Raw genomic sequence first — 20,727 nt, forward strand, 5'->3', positions numbered from 1 at the left:
AATACCTATAAAGTCTTTTCCAAAATCGCTATCAAAAAAATTATCATTAAAAAAATGTTTGCTAAAAAGTGAATCTTTTGAAAAAACATCTTTAAACTCTTCTTCTTCAAATGCTGAATAGTTAGTAAAGAATCTTGATTTAAAAGACTGTATTAAACTATCTCTATCTATGGTAGACAGATTATCAAATTTATCACTAGATGACCAAGAATAAACACTATCATACCTAATTAAGTTTCCTCTTTCGTCAAATTCTTTATTAACACTCCAAGAACCTTCTGGTTGCTCAATTGCTTTTTTCTTGTTTTCTTTTGTTTTTTGTTTTTCAAGGTCATTTTTCTGCCCTTTACAACTAATGCAAAAAAGAACCGCTATCAATACTAAAATATACTTTTTCATTTTTCAAATTTTAATTTAACATCAGACTCGAAAGCAATAATAACTTATAATTTGAGATGAGACTGAGAAATAGTCTCATCTCAATATTTTTATTAAAGTTTAACTGTAGTTATGAAATCTTAATTGTTCTAGAGGGCTTTTGCTTGGCCTCTTCTTTCTTTGGCAAATGAATACTTAAAATACCTTCATTATAACTTGCTTTAATTTTAGCTTCATCTACGGTCTCAGGTAAACTAAAAGTTCTTTTAAATGAAGAGTATCCAAACTCTCGACGCGTGTAATTTTCTTGCTGTTGTTCGTCTTCTTCTGTTGTATTTGAAGAGATAGACAAAACTTGATTGTCAAGGTCAATTTGGAAATCTGATTTTTTTAAACCTGGTACGGCCATTTCGACCATGTAGGAATCAGCATTTTCTTTAATATTTACTTTTGGTAAGGTTATTCCAGTATTGAAATTTGAGGTGAAAACTGCTGGTAGATCTCTATTAAATATATCATCTAACCAATTTGACCAACTTGGAAAGCTAACATTTGAATTTGTACTTGTTAAACTTCCGTTTTTAGGAACACTTGCTAAATTGCTCATAATTTAAAAATTTAAGTTATACATTATTTAAAATTCGAAATCTTTACTAATTTCATTTTTAAAAGAACAAATAAAATACCAAAATGAATAAAAGCATATCTTTGTCTTACAGTTAGCTGAAATTAAGAGATGTAAATGTCAAATTTTCAGAATTACTATTACCCGATTTCTAAAATTAATGTCAAATTGACATTTGAATTTTTGAATAAAAAAAATGAAATGTTGACTGATAATACTTACAGTATCAAATTATAAACTTAAGTACACCTAGTTTAGTATTACCTTTTTTAACGAGCCCTTAGGTAGATAGTCAACGTCTATTTCTATAGTGAAAAGCTCACGGTAGATGATTATATGCTAAACAAATTGACAACAAAGTAAGTACCTTACTAAATTTATACTTTCTGATTTACAGTATAACTACGCCATTTCTCTAAACAAGCACTCATATCATTAGGGATTTCAGAATCAAATTCTAGCCACTTTTTTGTAATTAGGTGTTCAAAACCTAACGTTTTAGCATGTAATGCTTGCCGTGGCAGTATTTTAAAACAATTATCTACGAACTGTTTGTATTTACTAAACGTAGTTCCTTTTAAAATCTTATCTCCTCCATAGCGCTCGTCATTAAACAGCGTATGACCAATATGCTTAAAATGCGCTCGTATTTGATGCGTTCTACCCGTTTCTAATTTACATTGAACCAATGTAACATAACTAAAACGCTCAATCACTTTGTAATGTGTAACTGCTTGCTTGCCGTGTTCACCATCTAGAAATACATCCATCTAAAGGCTATTTTTAAAACTTCTACCAATGTTGCCCGTAATAGTACCTTCATTTTCTGCTACATTACCCCAAACCAATGCTAAGTATTTTCTAGCTGTCGTCCTATCAAAAAACCGCTTGGTCAGACATTTTATTATATACTCTAAATCAAGATAAAAATCATCAAACCTAAAGACCAGAAATACTGATAAACATCAAAATTTTATTTGCATTTTCTCTAGCTCCTTATTTGATTTTAAAAAAATTATACAAATTGTACTAAAGTCGGTTTAACTTCAATCTATCTATTTGGTAAGTGAGATAGTTATTTATATTAAATTCTTCCACTCTATAAAAAGTAAGATTAATATTAAGAAATGTTAATCTATAAATAATTCTAAGATCAATATTTGTTGACAAAATTATTTAGCTTGCTTCTTAACTTAATTTATTCGAACTTTGCTTATACAGATATGTGTTAGAATATAAGCATATCTCATCTTTAGAAATCATAGTTTTTATGCCTATATCTACAAAGTTAAGCTTACTTAAAAACTGGTTTAAAAATCATCGTGGAACGATTACTGCCTTTTCTGGAGGCGTAGATTCTTCTTTGGTTTTATATATTTCAAAATTAGTTTTAAAGGAAAACGCAATAGGGCTTATTTCTAATTCTGAAAGTCTAAAGCGCAAGGACTTTGAAATTGCTTTTTCATTTTGTCAAGATCATAATATATCTTTAGAAATAATTAAGACAAATGAACTAAATGATCTAAACTACACTTCTAATCCTACTAACAGATGTTTTTTTTGTAAAAATCACCTATATAAAGACATGTTAGATATAGTAAAAAAAAAATACCCTGAATATACCATTCTCAATGGCACTAATTTTGACGATTTAGGAGATTATAGACCTGGATTAAAAGCTGCTAAAATTCATCAAATTAAATCACCTCTGGCAGAACTTAAAATTAACAAAAAAGAAGTTATTGAGATGGCTAAATTATTAGATCTAAAGGTAGCCAATAAACCTCCAAGTCCTTGCTTAAGCTCTAGAATACCTTATGGGGTTACTGTAAATAATGAGCGATTAAAACGAATTGAAAATGCTGAATATCTATTAAATAGTTTTGGTTTTAATCAAGTTCGTGTTAGATATAGAGAAAATGTAGCATCTATTGAAGTACCAAGTTATGAAGTAGAGAATCTCAAGAGACAATTTCAAGAAATCTCGAAAGGTGTTAAAATGCTTGGTTTCAGTGACGTTATTATTGATCATGAAGGATTTGTGTCTGGTAAATTAAATCGTGTACTAATATGACTAATAATTTCAATATAGATTCTTCTAGAAAAGAACGCTTAGGCTTTGATGAAGTTATTTTTGGGGCTTCAAAAAGTATTTCTTTACTCAATAAATTACTTAATGAATATACTAAAAGAGGGGAAAATGTTCTTGTTACAAAACTTCAAAAAGACAAAGCAAAATTTTTATTAAATACTTTTAAAAATGCTTTTTATGATGAAGATTCACAAATTTTCACATTAAACCAAATAGACACTAATCATACCAATCCTAACGTATGTATTGTTTCAGGTGGAAGTTCAGACATTGGTGTGGTTAATGAGGCCTTTTATACACTTGCATATATGGGTATAAATGCTAAGATTATTCACGATGTTGGAGTTGCTGGGGTACACAGATTATTAGAAAGAATAGATGAGTTAAAAACATTTGATATTTTAATTGTGGTTGCAGGTTTTGAAGGTGCTTTACCAACGTTAGTTGGCGGTTTGTTACCTCAACCCATAATTGCTGTACCAACATCTGTTGGATATGGTACTGCAAAAAATGGTGAAACTGCATTAAATGCTATGCTTACCAGTTGCGCTAATGGTATTTCAGTGACTAATATAGATAATGGGTATGGCGCTGCAATGTGTGCCTTCAGAATATTAAATTTAAAGTAGTTATGAATACAATCTACATTGAAGCTTTCTCAGGTTTATCTGGAAATATGTTTTTAAGTGCATTTTGCGAACTGTTAGGTGACTATAATATACTTAGTAACTTACCTCGAAAAATCAATCTAACTGAAGCTGAAATTATAATAGAAAAAGTTAATAAAAATGGTATTAGTTGTAAATACGTTGAAGTTATTGACCTAAATAAAACTATTGAATCTGATCTAAACAAAAATCATTCTCAAAATCATAAACATAATCATTCTCATAACCATGGTAATACAAGGTATTTAAAAGATATCCAAAAAATTATTGAAAATGCTCACATTAGTAAAAATGCTAAAGACATAGCACGTGAAATTTTTTTAATAATTGGTAACGCAGAATCTAAGATACATAATATACCAATAGATAAGATTCATTTTCATGAAATTAGCGGTGTAGATTCTATTATTGACATTATTGGCAATGCAGTTTTAATAGATAAATTAAATATCTCTAAAACACTATGTACTTCTGTATGTACCGGATTTGGCATGGTAGAAACACAACACGGTATCTTGCCTGTACCTGCTCCAGCGACACTCGAAATATTAAAAGATATGCCAATTTATTCTGGTAAAGAAAAAGGAGAAAAAACAACACCAACAGGTGCAGCTATTCTAAAATATTTAGACCCAGAGTTTACAAACTCAAAAAGCTGCATATTTAAGAAAATAGCTTACGGCCCAGGAAAATTAGATTTCCATCGTCCAAATGTAGTAAGAATATCACTGTTGAAAAAAGATAAAGTTAAAATCGATCCAGAAGAATATGTTCAAATGGAAACCTCTATTGACGACATGTCTCCAGAATATTTAGGTATCGATTTTCAACAGGAATTATTGAACATAGGTGCTCTTGACTTTAGCATATCACAAGAAGTCATGAAAAAAGGACGATTTGGATTTATACTTAAAATTATTCTTAAAAAAGAATCTTTAGACAAAGTATCAAAATATCTATTTGAGAACACAAGCACTATTGGAGTTAGATTTTTTAATATTGAACGCATAGAATTACCCAGAAAACTCATAAAAAAACAAACAGTTTATGGGAACTTGACTTTTAAAGAAGCTATTACATCATCAGGAAGTATAAAAATCAAACCTGAATTTGATGATATCAAAAATATTAGCAAAGAGTCAGCCCTATCACCTTATCAAATTAAAAACAAAATAAATCTAAATCAATAATTCTCTTTTACTCATATAAAAACTTCCATTTATTATGGTACTAAATATTAAAATTATAAATGCAACACCAATTATATCTCAATACATGCATAATTTTTTTAATAATGAATGAGTAAGTTAAAATACTTTAATAAATAGTAATAATTAGTTTTTCTGATTTACAGTATAATTACGCCATTTCTCTAACGCATCTTTCATATCTTCAGGTAGTTCAGAATCAAATTCTAACCACTTTTTTGAAATTGGGTGTTCAAAACCTAACGTTTTGGCATGTAATGCTTGCCGTGGCAGTATTTTAAAACAATTATCTACGAACTGCTTGTATTTACTAAACGTAGTTCCTTTTAAGATTTTATTACCTCCATAGCGCTCGTCATTAAACAGCGTATGACCAATATGCTTAAAATGCGCTCGTATTTGATGCGTTCTACCCGTTTCTAACTTGCATTGAACTAATGTAACATAACTAAAACGCTCAATCACTTTGTAATGTGTAACTGCATGCTTGCCATGTTCACCTTCTGGGAAGACATCCATCTGAAGACGATTTTTAAAACTTCTACCAATGTTGCCAGTAATAGTACCTTCATCTTCTGCTACATTACCCCAAACCAATGCTAAGTATTTTCTAGCTGTCGTCCTATCAAAAAATTGCTTGGCTAAATGTGCCATGGCGTATTCAGTTTTTGCTACAACTAAAAGTCCACTCGTATCTTTATCGATTCTATGTACTAACCCAGGGCGCTCATTAGAATTTTTTGGTAAATTTTCAATATGATGAATGAGTCCGTTTACTAAAGTGCCGCTGTAATTTCCATGACCAGGGTGCACTACCATGCCTGCTGGTTTATTAACAACGATTACTTCATCATCTTCAAAAACAATATCAATTGGAATAGCTTCAGCAACTAATAAATTTTCATGTGGAGGATGTGCTAAAACTACTCTTACAATATCATTAGGCTTAACTTTATAATTGGCTTTAACAGCTTTTTCATTAACTAGAACATTGCCTGCTTTGACAGCTTGTTGAATTTTATTTCGAGTGGCATTCTCAATAAAATTCATTAAAAATTTATCTACACGTAGAGGCTCTTGACCTTCGGCAGCTGTAAATTTAAAATGCTCAAAAAGGTCATCTTGTTCTATTTCTAACGGTTCATTGCTCATTCGTCATCATCGCTACCTAATTTACCATCTCCTAAAACCAAATCTATTTTAGAATTTTTGGGTATCATATCTCCTTTAGAAAGTTTTTTCCCATTAAATTTTAGTTCGCGAACTACATCGCGACCAATATCTGGTATATAAGAAGATGAGCCGATTCGAAAACCTATAGAAGTTAAATGCGTTACTACTTGTCTTTTGGTCTTACCAAAAACATCAGGAATAGCAACTTTTCGGTAATTAGAAGCATTTAAGGTTAAGTATATTTTTCGCCCTTCTTTTACAAAGTCTCCCGCTTCTGGGTTTTGCTCTAACACTGATTTTGGAGGGAAATCAGGGTTGAAAGTTGCAGAATCTAAAATTTTATAGGATAGTTCTAAAGTTTCTAATTTAGTATTAGCCTCATCTAATGAAAGCTTTGCTAAATCTGGCACTTCAATTTTCTGATTGTGATTTGTGCTAAAATTTAAAAATCTAGTCAATAGAAAGAAACCTATAATCAAACTCAAAACTATAATGATTATAGTACGTAAGAATTGTTTACTTTTTAGATACTGTAGTAGTTGCATTTGATTTTCATTTTGCAAAGACAAACTTAGTTAAAAAACAATAAAAAATGTATTTTTATACTTTAATCTAGTAGTACATTGAAGAAAAATATAGCCATTATCATGGGAGGCTACTCTAGCGAGTATGGCATTTCTATTAAAAGTGGAGAAGTCGTTTACCAACATCTTGATAAAAAAAAATACACTATTTTTAAAGTACATATCTTAAAAGATAAATGGGCGGTCGTTGTAAATGATGAAGAGTATCCCATTAATAAGCATGATTTTTCGTGTATTATTGACGATACTACTATAAAATTCGACTGTGTTTTTAATGCCATACATGGGCATCCAGGTGAAGATGGCGTTATTCTAGCTTATTTTGATCTTATACAATTAAAACATACTTCGGCTCCTTTCTATCAAATGGCATTAACATTTAATAAACGTGACACGTTAAGTGTTGTAAAACAGTATGGTATAAAAACAGCTGCTTCGGTATATTTAGATAAGGGTGATGTGATTGAAGAAAATAAGATTATCGATAAAGTTGGTTTGCCATGTTTTGTCAAACCAAATAATGCTGGTTCTAGTTTCGGTATCAGTAAAGTATACAAAAAAGAGAACTTACAGAAGGCTCTTGATAAAGCTTTCACGGAAGATCATGAAATTTTAATTGAGTCTTTTTTAGATGGTACCGAAGTTTCAATTGGCGTTATCAACTACAAAGACAAGACAAAAGTATTGGCTCCTACAGAAATCGTCTCTGAAAATGATTTTTTTGATTATGAAGCGAAGTACTTAGGAGCTTCAAAAGAAATAACGCCAGCCAGAATCTCTGAAAAACAACTAAGTAATTTAAATTATGTCGCTAAAAAGGTGTATACTATTTTAAACTTGAGTGGATTTTCGAGGGCAGAGTATATATTTATAGGTGATGAACCGTATTTCTTAGAAATAAATACGGTACCCGGTTTAACAGAAGCTAGTTTATTACCGCAACAAGCAGCACACGCAGGAATATCATTGCACGATTTATTTGAAAATGCGATTGAGCAGGCACTTCTTAGGAATTAAGATTTTTTGAAACAGGAATCAAGACTATGAAAAGGCATAATTTCAAAAAATTACATATCTGGCAAGAAAGTATTGAATTGATAACTAAGAATTATGAATTTACATCAAAATTACCTAACTATGAAGAATTTGGCCTAAGAAGTCAGCTTAATAGATCTTCTGTTTCAATTGCATCAAATATTGCTGAAGGAACGAGCAAAAGAACCAACAAACATTTTGTTAAGTTTTTAGAAGACAGTTTAGGATCAGCTTTTGAATGGGAAACACAAATAATTATTTGTAGAAACTTAAATTTCATTGCTCAACAAGAGTTTGAAGAATTAGAAATTAGAATTAAAAAACTACAGCAGAAAATCTCAAATTTTATTGATAAGTTAGATGATTAATTGTCATGTTTCTTGTTTCTAAATAATCTTGAATCAATATGAAGAAAAAAGCAATTTTTCCTGGATCTTTTGATCCGATAACCTTAGGACACTACGATATTATAAAGCGCGGTGTACAATTATTTGATGAAGTAATTGTTGCTATAGGGATAAATGCCGATAAAAAATACATGTTTTCCCTCGAAGAACGTAAACAATTTATTGAAAAAGCATTTAAAGATGAACCAAAAGTTACCGTTGTTACGTATAAAGGACTCACGGTAGATTTTTGTAAAGAAATTAATGTTGATTTCATTTTACGTGGTTTACGAAATCCTGCCGATTTTGAATTTGAAAAAGCGATTGCTCACACCAATCGCGATTTAGCCCCTATAGAAACCGTTTTCTTATTAACAGCAGCTAGCACCTCGTATATCTCATCATCGATTGTGCGCGATGTGATTCGTAATAACGGTGACTATACAAAATTAGTTCCAACAAGTGTAAGGATACAATAATCAAGATAAATATACCTAATTTGAAATTAATTCTATAAAAATATCATTTCGATCGTTTAATGGACTTCGCAACCTTTCCCGCTTAAATCCGCTAGATATAGAATAAGTTTTACCAAGATAATTCTCAAAAACAGCATGTGAATATCCTAAGGTAGTATAGGTACTGAAAATTTCTGAACTTCTATTGTAATCTATTGCTTCTTTCTTGTGTGCACTTGTCGTTCCTACTGACCAATTCGGATCATTATTTGTACCCCATACCTTAGTCGCATCTACACTTAAGCCAGTAGGGAATTGAGGAAATTGAAATTGACCAACCAGTACGGCATTTTTAACATCGTAAATTGCATTAGAAGAGGGGTTTACCAAAATTTGCTCTCTTTCATTAAAAATAGCTGGATCTAAAAAATCAGAAGTAAAAGGAATAGCTAGTTCAGATGTAGCGATAAGTTCACCGTTTTCGTCTAAATTTACGAAAATAGAAGTGGTCTCTTGATGATGCCCAATGAGAACTCCACCATCAACGCTCACCATTCGATATCCTGTGTAAGTTGGTGCATTATTGTATAGTTCTGTTTGTACTATCTCGGTTAACGTTGAAACATTTCTTGAAAAAGAATACACTCTATTATTGGCAATAAATACCCATATATTATTCCCTAAGTATTCATAATCATCAAAGCTAGGTAGGGTACCATGTGTAATGCTATATTTGTAATTAAGATCTTCTGTAAAAAATAACAGTTCACTACCCTGTTCAATAGTTATCTCTGTGCCATTAGTCGACGTTATGATTTTTACAGGTGCTGAAGTCAACGTATTTAAATCTCTATTAGAAATCGCCTCTGTTATATTCGTTTCATAGTTATAACGATGAATTGCGTAGGTATTATTAGTATGTCCGTAAAAATAAATTATAGGTTCGGTATTTGAAATCGCAAAGGACTCTATAGCCTCTAAATCTATAATTTCATCTCTTTTAACAGGTACTGTCCAAGCGCTTGTTGTAGTGCCTATTTCTGCATAACTTCTTTGTCCAAAAATAGTGTAGGCATATACTGTGTAGGTAGGATTCTCAATGTATGGAATCTCATCTACGGTAAAATTAGTAACCGTAATGTCTTCAATACTGGCAACAACATATTCCTGATCACCATAACCTGTAATACCAGGATCTTGATTACTAACAGTTATTTCATAACGATCAAAATAATTACCGCTAAAAGAATCCCAACTAAACAATATAGTGTTTCCATTTATTGTTGGTTGCTTTTGATTGATGCCAGGAACCTCTAGCTGAGAAGTAGAAAAACCGACCAATTCACTTTCTCCCAAAAGACCATTCTGATTGTAAATTCTTAAAAAGTAGCATAGCTCTTCTTTTGGAGGAGGTGTAAGATCAGTAAATGTATTTGTACCAACTTGCGTGATCGTTTCAATCAATTGTGCATTATCCTTCGTGCAATCTGAGTCACTTCGATATATCTCATAACGATCAAAACCTTCAAAACCATCATAAGCTAACCACTCAAATTTGATTTCTACTAATGGATTATCATAGACATTAAAAAAAGTTGACGAATAACGATCAAAGTCACGAGGTTGGTACGCATTAGCATTGATGGTGACAACATCTGGTATACCATCTTCATCAACATCTAATCGTACTTTAAACGTAAGTCTACTTGAATTCAAATTAGTAACTACCATTTCGTCGGTTTGTCCTGCATTATTTCGTAGTGTAATAACACCATTACTGACAGACCAATTCAGTTGTTGTGATGAGAAGCTGCAGTCTGAGCTTGTAAAAAGGTATTCTATATATTTCCCCTCATCGTTAAAAATAAAGAAATCCCTGCCGCAATCTAAATACTCAACAGAAACCGGAAATGTCTCCCCTTCAAAAGCCACATTAGTGATAGACCAGTACTGTTTCAACAAACCTTCATCAACATTACTCAATGCATTACTATAAAAGTCATCTTCATCAATTGAACTACCATCATCGCTAGAGCAACCAACAAAAAGCACTATAAAGGTCAAACAATAAATGAAATAGAATTTACTCGAAAAATCAGTCATAACAGCTGTAGCTTTACGGTTAATAAGCTTCTTTGGGTTTAAAACGTAAGTTTTAACGTCTTCTTTAAAATTTGCTATGAATTTAAAAAAAGTTTTTAAATCAAATAAAGAATTTCTTGAAACCAACTATCCCCAGGGCAAGCCATAGGGGTATTTCGCCAGTTTCATTTTGACCTCAGGGTCAAAAACCGAAATCCTATTATTTAGATTCTCGTTTTCACGGGAATGACAATTTCAACGGATACCCCGATGCAAGCATGCAGGAAATTCTTTTCGATTAAAGAATGTCATACTCAGACAACGATTTAGGAAATTTTTCAGGATTTTCAGCAAGATGATATCGCGGGTCATCTATAGCCTCTACAATCACACCATGAAATTTAGTACTTGCTTTGTACATTAAGGCTTTACAGTCTTCACTAAGATGTTTTAGTTTGATATTTTTACCAGCACTTTGATATTTTTCAACCAAATTAAATAATGCCTCGAGCGCAGAATGATCAGAAACACGACTTTCTATAAAATCAATTTCTACATTCTGAGGATCATTTTTAACATCGAACTTTTCATTAAAGGAAGAAATGCTTCCAAAAAATAACGGACCCCAAATTTCATATACTTTCGTACCATCTTCTTTGATACGTTTACGAGCACGAATACGTTTCGCGTTTTCCCAAGAAAACACTAATGCCGAAATTATAACGCCCGCAATAACAGCAATTGCTAAATCAAATATTACAGTTAAGCCAGAAACAGCGATTAGAACAATTAAATCTGAAACCGGAATCTTATTCATAATTCTAAAGCTTGACCACGCGAACGTACCAATCACAACCATAAACATGACACCGACCAATGCTGCAATCGGTATACGCTCGATTAAGCCAGAAGCAAACAAAATAAATACAAGTAACATCAAGGCTGCAAAAATTCCAGAAAGTCGTCCTCTTCCGCCCCCTTTTATATTAATAATTGATTGACCAATCATTGCACAACCACCCATACCTCCAAACAAACCGGTAACGATGTTGGCCCCGCCTTGCGCAAGGCATTCTCTATTTGAGTTTCCGCGCGTTTCTGTAAGTTCGTCAACCAAATTTAACGTCATCAGCGATTCTATTAAACCGATTGCCGCTAAAATTAAGGCATAAGGACCTATAAATCGCAAGGTTTCCCATGTAAAGGGAACTTTACTAAATATTTCTGATTGAAAAACTGGTAAACCTCCTTTTAACCCTTCACCTCCTCCTTCGCGAATAAAACTACCAACCGTAGCTACCTCTAAATTGCCAAAAATAGCAATACCAGATACTACTAAAATAGCTATCAAGGCTTCTGGTAATTTTTTAGTGAGCTTAGGTAGTCCCCACATGATTGCCATGGTAAGACCAACTAAACCGATCATTGTCCAAAGACTCATTCCTTGCATCCAAACTTTTTCACCATTCACCGTTTCTTTGAACATGCCAAGTTGCGAGAGAAATATTACGATCGCCAAACCATTTACAAAACCCATCATAACTGGATGTGGAATCAATCGTACAAATTTACCAAGCTTTAAAACGCCCGCTAACATTTGTATGATACCCATTAAAATCACGGTAGCAAAAAGATAATAGAGTCCTAAATTCTCTCCTTCTACTCCCATCGTATTACCTTCAGATACCAACGAGACCATCACAACGGCCAACGCTCCTGTAGCTCCTGAAATCATACCGGGGCGACCTCCAAAAATAGCAGTGATCAATCCGATCATAAAAGCAGCATATAAACCAACTAAAGGATCTACACCCGCAACAAAAGCAAAAGCAACGGCTTCTGGCACCAGGGCGAGTGCCACGGTTAATCCACTTAAAATATCATTTTTAGCATTGGCTGTACGCTTTCGAATGAATTCGGTCATCATCTTAAAATTTAAGTCGGCAAAGGTACATAATTATTAGTCTTATAAACCTTTTCTTCTCTACTATTATAGTATGAAGGATACTTAAAAAACAGGTATTATAAGATAAATTTTTTATCACTATATTTTAAATAACAAACTCACTTAGGAGCTTAATGTTTCCATAAGTGTTGCTTCGTATTTTATTTAAGTTACCACTCTTCATCCATACTACTTTCGTGATACCTTCTTCTAACTGAGGTTTCAATAGCTCATCAGAGCTCGCATACATTTTATACCAATACGAAGTTTTTAATATTAATTTCTCTTTGTATTTATATACATGGTATGTTTCTAATAATAAATCGTATAACTTAACCTGATCTAAACCACATTCTTCTTTTACTTCTCTTATTGCAGCTTCATTGATTAGCTCACCTTTATCAACCTTTCCTTTTGGCAAATCCCATTTATCATGTCTATAGATCCATAGTGTCTCATGTTTTTCATTAAAGACTAATCCGCCAGCAGCTTCGATGTGTTTAAAATTTGATTGAAAGCTTTCCCATAAAAAGTCTAGGTTATTATGGTAGTAACAAATTTTGCGATTATTATTTAATAGAAAGTGTTCTGCAATCTCAGAAAAATTATCGCTTGAATATTCTTTGCATGCTATATCCTTTGCATTTAAACATCTTTCGGTCAAATAAATTACAGAATCGTTTATAAAAATTGTATACATTTGTGTATATGATTTTAGACAAAAATACGGCAAAAAAAACTGCCGAATTGCTTTTAAAAATTAAAGCAATAAAACTTAAACCAAACGAACCATTTACATGGGCTTCAGGCTGGAAATCACCCATTTATTGTGACAATAGAACTACCTTATCTTTTGTAGATATACGCAATTTTTTACGAGAAAATTTAGCAAAAATCATTTTAGAAAAATTTGGAAAACCTGATGTTATTGCTGGGGTAGCTACTGGTGCTATTGCTATAGGTGTTTTAGTAGCCCAAGAACTTGGCGTACCTTTTGTATATGTAAGACCAGAACCTAAAAAGCATGGTCGTAAAAATCAAGTTGAAGGTCATTTAGAAAATGGCCAAAATGTAGTAGTAGTTGAAGATCTAATTAGCACAGGTAAAAGTAGTTTAAATGCTGTGAAAGCGTTGCAAGAGGAAAATGCAACTGTAAAAGGAATGATCGCAATTTTTTCGTATGGATTTGATTTTGCCAAAGAAAATTTTGAAAAATCTAATGTAGAACTATTAACTTTGAGTGATTACGAACATTTACTAGAACAAGCAATTGAAACAAATTATATAAATACTAAAGAATTACAAACGCTACAAGAATGGCGCAAAAGCCCAAATACGTGGCAATAATTAAACAAAAGAATGAATTTAGAAAGCCCAACTGTTACCGCTCATAAATCTGGTAAAGAAATGTATGAATTTCTTGCTGACCCAGCTAATTTCGAAAAAATTATGCCAGAAAATATTGATAAGTTTGAAACGCGTGAAAACGGATTTGTCTTTGCTTTAAAAGGCATGCCAGAGATCAAATTAAAAATTAAAGAATTAGTACCCAATAGTACAGTTATTCTAGGGGCCGCTAGTGATAAATTGCCCTTTACCTTGACTGGACATATTGAAGAAATAGATGAAAACTCTAGTGAAGTGCAACTCGTTTTTGATGGTAAATTTAATGCAATGATGGCGATGATGGTTAAGAGCCCTTTGAAGAAATTTATTGGAACATTGAGTGAAAATATTGCAGCGCTCTAAATAAATTTTATTTCTTTAAGATCAAAGGTCTTAATAGTTTCATTTTCTAAAGCAACTACTAATTTGCCCGTATCGTTAATACCTTGAATCCTACCCATAAACTTATTTTTAAATGTATCTTCAAACATTGAGGGTACATTTATTTTATATAAGTTAGCTTCATAAGTAGCCTTTATTTGATCAAAAGCTTTTAGTTCTATATAGTTGAGATACTTTTTTAAGTTTTCAATAATGGCATGAAGAAGTTTATCCTTATCAATCTCGCGCTCTAAAATTTTTTTCAAAGAAGTAGCCTTAGGTAAATTGTGAAAATTTTCCTGATTAACATTTAATCCAATACCTATAACGGAACGCAAAATATGCGTATTAATGACAGTATTTTCAATTAATATCCCTACTAGTTTTTTTGAAGCTGACATAATGTCGTTTGGCCACTTAACTGTAAGCTTTTCTGGAATATACTCATATAACGTATCAAATACTGCAAGCGAAACAACACAATTTAAAAAGAAAGATTTCGAAACGTCAAATTCCTTAAATTTACACAGAACACTAAATGTCAGGTTTTTACCTGGTTCAGATTGCCATTTATTTTCAATCTGACCTCTACCCGAAGTTTGCTTTTCGGCAACCACGACCGTAAGATTAGCTACAGAAGCATCTTTCGCTAATTCTTTTAAAAAATCATTCGTAGAATTAATGGCATCAAGTTTGACTAATTTCATAGTATATTTATACAAATATAACATTTCATTAACGATAAAATATAATACCTTTGTAGGTAAGCTTAAAGAATTTTAATGACGCAGAAAAAAACGAGTTCAGATCAGTTAATAACTGAGATTATAAAAGGAATAGAACAAGTTAAAGGTAGTGAAATAACAATTTTAGACCTAAGAGATATTGAAAATACAGTATGCGAGTATTTTGTGATTTGTGAAGGTAATTCTAATACACAAGTTAATGCAATATCAGGATCCGTTCAAAAAACAGTAAGCAAAGCTTTAAAAGATAAACCTTGGCATGTAGAAGGTGAGGCAAATGCTGAATGGATATTGATAGATTACGTTAATGTGGTGGTACATATTTTTCAAAAGCAAGTTAGAGAGTTTTATGACATTGAAAGCCTTTGGGGCGATGCTAAAACTACTTCAATTCAAACCACTTATTAATCCAACATTTTATAATTAGACAAAGATAGATGAGCAAAGAAAATAAAGATAATAAACCTTTTAAGGAGTTTAAATTTAAATTTAATTTCTATTGGGTGTATGGCATTTTATTCGCCTTAATAATTGGATATCAGTTTTTTAGTAGTGCCAGTATGGGTGCTAATAAATTATCTGATAATGAATTTAAAACCATTCTTCAAGAAAATGATATTAAAAAAATTGTTGTTGTAAATGATGATTTTGCCCAAGTTTTTATAAAAAAAGATGCTTTATCGAAAGAAAAGCATAAATCTAAATCTACTGGTTTACTTAATAGTAGCGGACCTCTTTATACGTATGATTTTGGTGATTTGCAAAATTTTGAAAATGAATTAAAAACGTATAAATCTGAGAACAACTTAGATTTTGACCGAGATAATATAAAACAAACCAATATCTGGGATGGTCTTTTTGTATGGTTACCGTTCATATTTATTATTGCAATTTGGATTTTCATCATGCGCCGTATGTCTGGAGCTGGCGGTGGTGGCGGACCTGGCGGACAAATATTCAATATTGGTAAGTCTAAAGCAAAGCTTTTTGATCAAGATCAAAAAGTGCAAACATCTTTTAAAGATGTTGCAGGATTAGAAGGAGCAAAAGAAGAAGTACAAGAAATTGTTGATTTTCTAAAAAATCCTGAAAAATACACTCGGTTAGGTGGAAAAATTCCGAAAGGTGCGCTACTAGTTGGTCCTCCAGGAACTGGTAAAACCTTATTAGCAAAGGCCGTTGCTGGAGAAGCAAAAGTACCTTTCTTTTCATTATCTGGTTCTGATTTCGTTGAAATGTTTGTAGGTGTGGGTGCTTCACGTGTTCGAGACCTTTTTAAACAAGCTGCGCAAAAATCGCCATCTATTATTTTCATCGATGAAATAGATGCTATTGGTAGAGCAAGAGGAAGAAATAATATTACTGGTGGTAATGATGAGCGTGAAAACACCTTAAATCAATTACTAACAGAGATGGATGGTTTTGGTACTGATACCAATGTAATTGTATTAGCGGCAACCAACCGAGCAGATGTATTAGATAAAGCCTTAATGCGTGCAGGTAGATTTGATAGACAGATATATGTTGACCTACCTGATATGAATGAGCGTAAAGAAATATTTGAAGTACATGTAAAACCTCTAAAACTCGACAAAAGTGTTGATGTAGATTTTCTTGCAAAACAAACTCCAGGGTTTTCGGGTGCAGACATAGCCAATGTATGTAATGAAGCTGCTTTAAACGCTGCCAGAAACAACCACAAAGCTGTTACACATCAAGATTTCTTAGATGCTGTTGATAGAATTGTTGGCGGTTTAGAAAAGAAAAATAAAATCATCACACAAAAAGAGAAAGAAACGATTGCTTATCATGAAGCGGGTCACGCTACTGTAAGTTGGATGTTAGAACATGCCGCTCCCTTAGTAAAAGTTACCATCGTACCTAGAGGACAATCATTAGGTGCCGCATGGTATTTACCTGAAGAGCGCATGATTGTTAGAACTGAGCAAATGCAAGATGAAATGTGCGCTACTTTAGGGGGTAGAGCTGCTGAAAAAATAATTTTTAATAAAATATCTACAGGTGCTCTTAGTGATTTAGAAAAAATTACGAAACAAGCGCGTGCTATGGTTGCCGTGTATGGATTAAGTGAAAAGTTAGGAAACATTACGTACTACGATTCAAGCGGGCAAAGTGATTATAATTTCTCAAAGCCTTACAGTGAAGAAACAGCACAATTAATAGATAAAGAAATTTCAGCTATTATTGAGACACAATATGTAAGAGCAATCGATATTTTAAATAAACATAAAGATAAGCTTACAGAGCTTGCTGAATTATTACTTGAAAAAGAAGTAATTTTTAGTGATGATTTAGAAAGAATATTTGGTAAACGCCCGTTTAAAAAAGAACCTTTAGCGCAAAGAAAAAAAGTTGATGATGTTGAAACTTCTGAAGCAAAAAATACTAATACTGCTAAAGATGTAAACAATGAGGGCGAGATTTCAACAGAATTCGCCTAGTTTTTCCTATTTTCTTACTTTTGAGTAGAAGCGCTACATTTATATTATGAATCTATTCAAGAAAATTTTTAACGCAACTAGAGAGGAGGCTAACTTTTCTGGCTCGCAGACAGCGGTACTCGATACTGCACAGTCAGTTGACGATATTTTTGTACACAACTTTATAAAAAAAGGAGGTAAATTCTTATACTGTTCTTCTCTAGAAGAGGTTAATCAGAATCTTTTAAATATAATTGAAGAAAATAATTGGGACAAGGTATGTTGTTTAGATAATGATCTCAAAAAATTACTAACTGTAATTAATAAAAAACATACTGAAAGCATGCTACCAAATGGGGTATTCTTTAGTTTATGTGAGCAGCTTATTTCTGATAACGGTAGTGTTTTATTCTCTTCAAACCAAGTAAACCAGCATAAATTATCTGTACTTCCTAAAAACTTTATTGTACTCGCGAGAACGAGCCAATTGGTGCGATCTACGAGTGAAGCGTTGATGGCCGTACGAAAAAACTATGTACACGATTTTCCTACAAATATAAGTTCCGTAAAAAGTTATATGCCCGGTAAGGCAGAAGATGATTTTTTAAATTTTGGAAATGCAAATGCTAAAAATTTGTATTTACTTTTGTTAGAAGATCTCTAAGACATGAAAGAACTCTTAATTAGAGCATTATCAGGCTTAGCCTATGTAACCGTAATTGTTGCTGCCGCATTCTATTCAAAAGAATCATTTTATTTAGTATTTTATATACTTATGATGATTTCTCTTTACGAGTTTAAAAGACTCATAGGTCTTCGTTACAATTGGGTATATGTTGTTGCAACACTCATATATTTTCGTTTTGCAAGTTTTGAATTTGTCAATTACGAATACCTGCATTTTTTTCTAATCATATCTTTATTTTTTCCATTTATTTATCAATTATTTAAACCAAAAATTAGTATCACCTCAAGTAAAATAGGTCATTTTTTCCTTTCAATAGCTTATATTGCTTTACCATTTTCTTTTATGACGAGTATTCCATTTTTTAATGATAGCTATCATCCTAAAATTATTATCAGTGTATTTGGCCTCATTTGGGCAAATGATACATTCGCATATGTGGTAGGGCGTACATTAGGTCGCACAAAACTTTATGAGAAAATATCACCCAATAAAACCGTTGAAGGTGCCATTGGCGGATTGGTCGCAGGACTTATAGCAGCGTATTTTTTATCAAAATATATTACCGTATTATCATTAACAAGTTGGTTTATTATTGCTTTATTAGTATTTACATTTGGATTATTAGGAGATCTCATTGAGTCTAAATTTAAAAGAGAAGCTGGTGTAAAAGACAGTAGTAATTTTATACCTGGTCATGGCGGATTTTTAGATAGATTAGACAGTATTATATTCGCCGCTCCTTTTGTTTATGTATATTTACATTTAATTAACGTCTCGTAATGTTTCATAGAGAAGGATATAAAATTATCATGATAGCTACCATAGTAGCAGCACTATTTTTTTTATTGATTGATAAATTTGTGACAATTGGTTGGTTAAATACAACACTCATGTTAGTAGTACTTGTATTTTTCGTATTGATACTACAATTTTTTAGGAATCCGAAACGTGAAACCGTTGAGAACTTAGATCAAATCATAGCACCCGTTGATGGAAAAGTAGTCGTTATCGAAGAAGTCGAAGAAAAAGAATACTTTAAAGATAAACGTAGGCAGGTTTCAATTTTTATGTCTCCTTTAAATGTTCATGTTACAAGATATCCTATAACAGGAAAGGTAATGTTTAGCAAATATCACCCTGGTAAATATTTAGTAGCTTGGCATCCTAAAGCTTCAGAAGATAATGAACGTACTACTATAGTTGTAGAGAATGCTAATGTTGGAAAAATTTTATACCGACAAATTGCTGGAGCACTTGCAAAACGTATTGTAAACTATGCAAGAGTTGGTGATAGCGCAGCACAAGGTGCTGATGCTGGATTTATTAAATTTGGATCAAGGGTTGATCTTTTTCTACCTTTGAATATGAAAATAAATGTTGCTCTTAATGATAAGGCTACAGGAGGTAAAACAGTAATAGCAGAAAGAATTTAAAGCTACAAAAAGCTTTGACTATGTCAGAAGATTTAAATAATAAATTTCAAAAAGCATATGAAATTTCTTCTTCTATTAAAGAGAATTTACCACCTGATATTATGTTAAAACTTTATGCTTATTACAAACAGGCATTACAAGATGAAAATTACAATAGGCCTTCTGGCGATAATGAAGTGAGAAATGCATTTAAACTAAATGCTCTGTTGCAGGCAAGTGATATTGATCGAGAAGAAGCTAAAAAATTGTATATAGCATTAGTTGAACAAATTACCAATCAAAAAATAGATTAACTTATAATAAAATTTTAATTAAATGAAAAGAATTATTTACATAGCGTTGCTATTTAGCTTTTTAATCATCTCTTGTAAAAAAAATAAAGAAGTAAAAAAAGATCCTGCCAAATTCTCGGTAGTTGCCGAAACCATTACTGTAAATTGGACGGGGTATAAGACTACCGATAAGATTGCTGTTAAAGGTAAATTCGAAACCGTAGAAATTTCAAATAATAAAGAGGCAAACACTGCTGTAGAAGCTCTAAACGGTATTAAATTTAGTCTCCCTGTAAGTAGTTTAGTTTCAGGAAATGAGGATCGCGATAGTAAGCTTAAATCTTTGTTCTTTGCCGTAATGGATGCAACTACATCATTAACTGGAACTCTTAATCTCGGTGAAGATAGTAAAGGAACTCTTACGCTTAAAATGAACGGAGTAACTAAAGATATACCTATTAGCTATGTGGTAAGTGACCAGATTGTGCAATTACAAGGAACCTTAGATATAGTAGAGGATTTTCAAGCGCAAGCGGCTTTAGAATCAATTCATAAGGCATGTTTTGAACTTCATAAAGGTCCAGATTTAGTGAGTAAGACTTGGAGTGAAGTAGGTATCGATGCCGCGATATACCTTAAGAAGAAATAAAAAAAGCTGCTTTAAGCATCAGCCATGGTCGGAAGAAAAAATCTTCCGACTTTTTTATTTTATGAAATAGTTCTAGCAATGGCTTAATTGATTGATT

Annotated in this window: 23 protein-coding genes and 1 pseudogene; 15 read left to right on the top strand and 9 right to left on the bottom strand. The window is 32.2% G+C overall.

Annotation, left to right across the window (positions count from 1 at the left end; all coding sequences use genetic code 11):
- The 3 genes and pseudogenes from AC1EUY_RS01425 to AC1EUY_RS01435 form a co-directional block, all read right to left on the bottom strand.
- Positions 1-399: hypothetical protein (locus AC1EUY_RS01425; protein WP_480193716.1), on the bottom strand; the 399-nt coding region annotated here is incomplete at its 3' end.
- A 109-nt stretch (positions 400-508) separates the two neighbouring features.
- The gene (locus AC1EUY_RS01430; protein WP_480193717.1) at positions 509-985 is read right to left on the bottom strand and encodes an Hsp20/alpha crystallin family protein; all 477 of its coding nucleotides are present in this window, start codon (positions 983-985) and stop codon (positions 509-511) included.
- 395 nt (positions 986-1,380) lie between these two features.
- A pseudogene (locus AC1EUY_RS01435) lies at positions 1,381-1,899 on the bottom strand (RluA family pseudouridine synthase); the annotation flags it as partial.
- A 374-nt stretch (positions 1,900-2,273) separates the two neighbouring features.
- Here AC1EUY_RS01435 and larE point away from each other — a divergent pair.
- Genes larE through larC form a run of 3 tightly spaced genes read left to right on the top strand, consistent with a single transcriptional unit; the run spans position 2,274 to position 4,953 of the window.
- Positions 2,274-3,077, top strand: a complete 804-nt coding sequence (gene larE, locus AC1EUY_RS01440) for an ATP-dependent sacrificial sulfur transferase LarE (protein WP_480193718.1) — start codon at positions 2,274-2,276, stop codon at positions 3,075-3,077.
- Positions 3,074-3,724, top strand: a complete 651-nt coding sequence (gene larB, locus AC1EUY_RS01445) for a nickel pincer cofactor biosynthesis protein LarB (protein ID WP_480193719.1) — start codon at positions 3,074-3,076, stop codon at positions 3,722-3,724. The genes larE and larB overlap by 4 nt, the downstream gene beginning before the upstream one ends.
- A gap of 2 nt (positions 3,725-3,726) precedes the next feature.
- Positions 3,727-4,953 (top strand): nickel pincer cofactor biosynthesis protein LarC, encoded by a 1,227-nt coding sequence (gene larC / locus AC1EUY_RS01450; protein ID WP_480193720.1) that lies wholly within the window; start codon positions 3,727-3,729, stop codon positions 4,951-4,953.
- Positions 4,954-5,097: 144 nt separating this feature from the next.
- On the opposite strand, the gene AC1EUY_RS01455 is transcribed toward larC, so the two are convergent.
- The gene (locus AC1EUY_RS01455; protein WP_480193721.1) at positions 5,098-6,123 is read right to left on the bottom strand and encodes an RluA family pseudouridine synthase; all 1,026 of its coding nucleotides are present in this window, start codon (positions 6,121-6,123) and stop codon (positions 5,098-5,100) included.
- Positions 6,120-6,689: a PASTA domain-containing protein gene (locus tag AC1EUY_RS01460; RefSeq protein ID WP_480193722.1), complete on the bottom strand. Its 570-nt coding sequence runs from the start codon at positions 6,687-6,689 to the stop codon at positions 6,120-6,122. Before AC1EUY_RS01460 ends, AC1EUY_RS01455 begins: the two co-directional genes overlap by 4 nt.
- Positions 6,690-6,767: 78 nt before the next feature.
- Between AC1EUY_RS01460 and AC1EUY_RS01465 the strand changes: the two genes are divergently transcribed.
- From AC1EUY_RS01465 to coaD, 3 genes are read left to right on the top strand one after another with little or no spacing between them, the layout of a single operon-like run.
- A complete protein-coding gene (locus tag AC1EUY_RS01465) occupies positions 6,768-7,745 on the top strand; it encodes a D-alanine--D-alanine ligase (RefSeq protein ID WP_480193723.1) in 978 nt (325 codons plus the stop codon).
- 26 nt (positions 7,746-7,771) lie between these two features.
- Positions 7,772-8,131 carry a four helix bundle protein gene (locus AC1EUY_RS01470; protein ID WP_480193724.1) on the top strand — a complete coding sequence of 120 codons (360 nt, stop codon included), beginning with the start codon at positions 7,772-7,774 and terminating at the stop codon, positions 8,129-8,131.
- Between the two features lie 38 nt (positions 8,132-8,169).
- Positions 8,170-8,628, top strand: coding sequence for a pantetheine-phosphate adenylyltransferase (gene coaD, locus AC1EUY_RS01475; RefSeq protein ID WP_480193725.1), 459 nt, complete (start codon positions 8,170-8,172; stop codon positions 8,626-8,628).
- Positions 8,629-8,643: 15 nt separating this feature from the next.
- Here the strand turns inward: coaD and AC1EUY_RS01480 are convergent, their stop codons facing one another.
- The 3 genes from AC1EUY_RS01480 to AC1EUY_RS01490 all read right to left on the bottom strand — a co-directional run bounded on the left by AC1EUY_RS01480 (position 8,644) and on the right by AC1EUY_RS01490 (position 13,334).
- Positions 8,644-10,710 carry a lipocalin family protein gene (locus tag AC1EUY_RS01480; RefSeq protein ID WP_480193726.1) on the bottom strand — a complete coding sequence of 689 codons (2,067 nt, stop codon included), beginning with the start codon at positions 10,708-10,710 and terminating at the stop codon, positions 8,644-8,646.
- Positions 10,711-10,987: 277 nt separating this feature from the next.
- Positions 10,988-12,613: a SulP family inorganic anion transporter gene (locus AC1EUY_RS01485; protein ID WP_480193727.1), complete on the bottom strand. Its 1,626-nt coding sequence runs from the start codon at positions 12,611-12,613 to the stop codon at positions 10,988-10,990.
- Between the two features lie 127 nt (positions 12,614-12,740).
- Entirely contained in the window at positions 12,741-13,334 is a 594-nt protein-coding gene (locus AC1EUY_RS01490) for an NUDIX hydrolase (protein WP_480193728.1), read from the bottom strand.
- Between the two features lie 8 nt (positions 13,335-13,342).
- Between AC1EUY_RS01490 and pyrE the strand changes: the two genes are divergently transcribed.
- Both pyrE and AC1EUY_RS01500 read left to right on the top strand, forming a co-directional pair.
- Positions 13,343-13,981, top strand: coding sequence for an orotate phosphoribosyltransferase (gene pyrE / locus AC1EUY_RS01495; RefSeq protein ID WP_480193729.1), 639 nt, complete (start codon positions 13,343-13,345; stop codon positions 13,979-13,981).
- A gap of 12 nt (positions 13,982-13,993) precedes the next feature.
- Complete coding sequence (locus AC1EUY_RS01500) at positions 13,994-14,383, top strand: STK_08120 family protein (RefSeq protein ID WP_480193730.1); 390 nt, start codon at positions 13,994-13,996, stop codon at positions 14,381-14,383.
- Here the strand turns inward: AC1EUY_RS01500 and AC1EUY_RS01505 are convergent.
- Complete coding sequence (locus AC1EUY_RS01505) at positions 14,380-15,108, bottom strand: biotin--[acetyl-CoA-carboxylase] ligase (RefSeq protein ID WP_480193731.1); 729 nt, start codon at positions 15,106-15,108, stop codon at positions 14,380-14,382. The two genes, AC1EUY_RS01500 and AC1EUY_RS01505, sit on opposite strands and share 4 nt — an antisense overlap.
- Before the next feature lie 75 nt (positions 15,109-15,183).
- Between AC1EUY_RS01505 and rsfS the strand changes: the two genes are divergently transcribed.
- The 7 genes from rsfS to AC1EUY_RS01540 are packed head-to-tail and all read left to right on the top strand — an operon-like array spanning position 15,184 to position 20,630.
- Positions 15,184-15,555 carry a ribosome silencing factor gene (gene rsfS / locus AC1EUY_RS01510; protein WP_480193732.1) on the top strand — a complete coding sequence of 124 codons (372 nt, stop codon included), beginning with the start codon at positions 15,184-15,186 and terminating at the stop codon, positions 15,553-15,555.
- 29 nt (positions 15,556-15,584) lie between these two features.
- Complete coding sequence (gene ftsH / locus AC1EUY_RS01515; protein WP_480193733.1) at positions 15,585-17,609, top strand: ATP-dependent zinc metalloprotease FtsH; 2,025 nt, start codon at positions 15,585-15,587, stop codon at positions 17,607-17,609.
- Between the two features lie 46 nt (positions 17,610-17,655).
- Positions 17,656-18,252 carry an LUD domain-containing protein gene (locus tag AC1EUY_RS01520; RefSeq protein WP_480193734.1) on the top strand — a complete coding sequence of 199 codons (597 nt, stop codon included), beginning with the start codon at positions 17,656-17,658 and terminating at the stop codon, positions 18,250-18,252.
- Positions 18,253-18,255: 3 nt separating this feature from the next.
- A complete protein-coding gene (locus tag AC1EUY_RS01525) occupies positions 18,256-19,056 on the top strand; it encodes a phosphatidate cytidylyltransferase (RefSeq protein WP_480193735.1) in 801 nt (266 codons plus the stop codon).
- Complete coding sequence (locus tag AC1EUY_RS01530; RefSeq protein WP_480193736.1) at positions 19,056-19,709, top strand: phosphatidylserine decarboxylase family protein; 654 nt, start codon at positions 19,056-19,058, stop codon at positions 19,707-19,709. Before AC1EUY_RS01525 ends, AC1EUY_RS01530 begins: the two co-directional genes overlap by 1 nt.
- A gap of 20 nt (positions 19,710-19,729) precedes the next feature.
- Positions 19,730-20,002 (top strand): acyl-CoA-binding protein, encoded by a 273-nt coding sequence (locus AC1EUY_RS01535; RefSeq protein ID WP_480193737.1) that lies wholly within the window; start codon positions 19,730-19,732, stop codon positions 20,000-20,002.
- Between the two features lie 22 nt (positions 20,003-20,024).
- Complete coding sequence (locus tag AC1EUY_RS01540; protein ID WP_480193738.1) at positions 20,025-20,630, top strand: YceI family protein; 606 nt, start codon at positions 20,025-20,027, stop codon at positions 20,628-20,630.
- Positions 20,631-20,727: the final 97 nt, after the last annotated feature.

The sequence above is a fragment of the Maritimimonas sp. 2210JD6-3 genome (assembly GCF_056591795.1).

Coding starts and splice junctions, on each gene's coding strand:
- AC1EUY_RS01540 (WP_480193738.1), top strand. CDS start 20,025: ATGAAAAGAATTATTTACATAGCGTTGCTATTTAGCTTTTTAATCATC.
- ftsH (WP_480193733.1), top strand. CDS start 15,585: ATGAGCAAAGAAAATAAAGATAATAAACCTTTTAAGGAGTTTAAATTT.
- AC1EUY_RS01530 (WP_480193736.1), top strand. CDS start 19,056: ATGTTTCATAGAGAAGGATATAAAATTATCATGATAGCTACCATAGTA.
- AC1EUY_RS01430 (WP_480193717.1), bottom strand. CDS start 985: ATGAGCAATTTAGCAAGTGTTCCTAAAAACGGAAGTTTAACAAGTACA.
- AC1EUY_RS01455 (WP_480193721.1), bottom strand. CDS start 6,123: ATGAGCAATGAACCGTTAGAAATAGAACAAGATGACCTTTTTGAGCAT.
- AC1EUY_RS01485 (WP_480193727.1), bottom strand. CDS start 12,613: ATGACCGAATTCATTCGAAAGCGTACAGCCAATGCTAAAAATGATATT.
- AC1EUY_RS01505 (WP_480193731.1), bottom strand. CDS start 15,108: ATGAAATTAGTCAAACTTGATGCCATTAATTCTACGAATGATTTTTTA.
- AC1EUY_RS01490 (WP_480193728.1), bottom strand. CDS start 13,334: ATGTATACAATTTTTATAAACGATTCTGTAATTTATTTGACCGAAAGA.
- AC1EUY_RS01470 (WP_480193724.1), top strand. CDS start 7,772: ATGAAAAGGCATAATTTCAAAAAATTACATATCTGGCAAGAAAGTATT.
- pyrE (WP_480193729.1), top strand. CDS start 13,343: ATGATTTTAGACAAAAATACGGCAAAAAAAACTGCCGAATTGCTTTTA.
- AC1EUY_RS01480 (WP_480193726.1), bottom strand. CDS start 10,710: ATGACTGATTTTTCGAGTAAATTCTATTTCATTTATTGTTTGACCTTT.
- AC1EUY_RS01500 (WP_480193730.1), top strand. CDS start 13,994: ATGAATTTAGAAAGCCCAACTGTTACCGCTCATAAATCTGGTAAAGAA.
- larB (WP_480193719.1), top strand. CDS start 3,074: ATGACTAATAATTTCAATATAGATTCTTCTAGAAAAGAACGCTTAGGC.
- AC1EUY_RS01525 (WP_480193735.1), top strand. CDS start 18,256: ATGAAAGAACTCTTAATTAGAGCATTATCAGGCTTAGCCTATGTAACC.
- AC1EUY_RS01460 (WP_480193722.1), bottom strand. CDS start 6,689: ATGCAACTACTACAGTATCTAAAAAGTAAACAATTCTTACGTACTATA.
- coaD (WP_480193725.1), top strand. CDS start 8,170: ATGAAGAAAAAAGCAATTTTTCCTGGATCTTTTGATCCGATAACCTTA.
- AC1EUY_RS01535 (WP_480193737.1), top strand. CDS start 19,730: ATGTCAGAAGATTTAAATAATAAATTTCAAAAAGCATATGAAATTTCT.
- rsfS (WP_480193732.1), top strand. CDS start 15,184: ATGACGCAGAAAAAAACGAGTTCAGATCAGTTAATAACTGAGATTATA.
- AC1EUY_RS01520 (WP_480193734.1), top strand. CDS start 17,656: ATGAATCTATTCAAGAAAATTTTTAACGCAACTAGAGAGGAGGCTAAC.
- larE (WP_480193718.1), top strand. CDS start 2,274: ATGCCTATATCTACAAAGTTAAGCTTACTTAAAAACTGGTTTAAAAAT.
- larC (WP_480193720.1), top strand. CDS start 3,727: ATGAATACAATCTACATTGAAGCTTTCTCAGGTTTATCTGGAAATATG.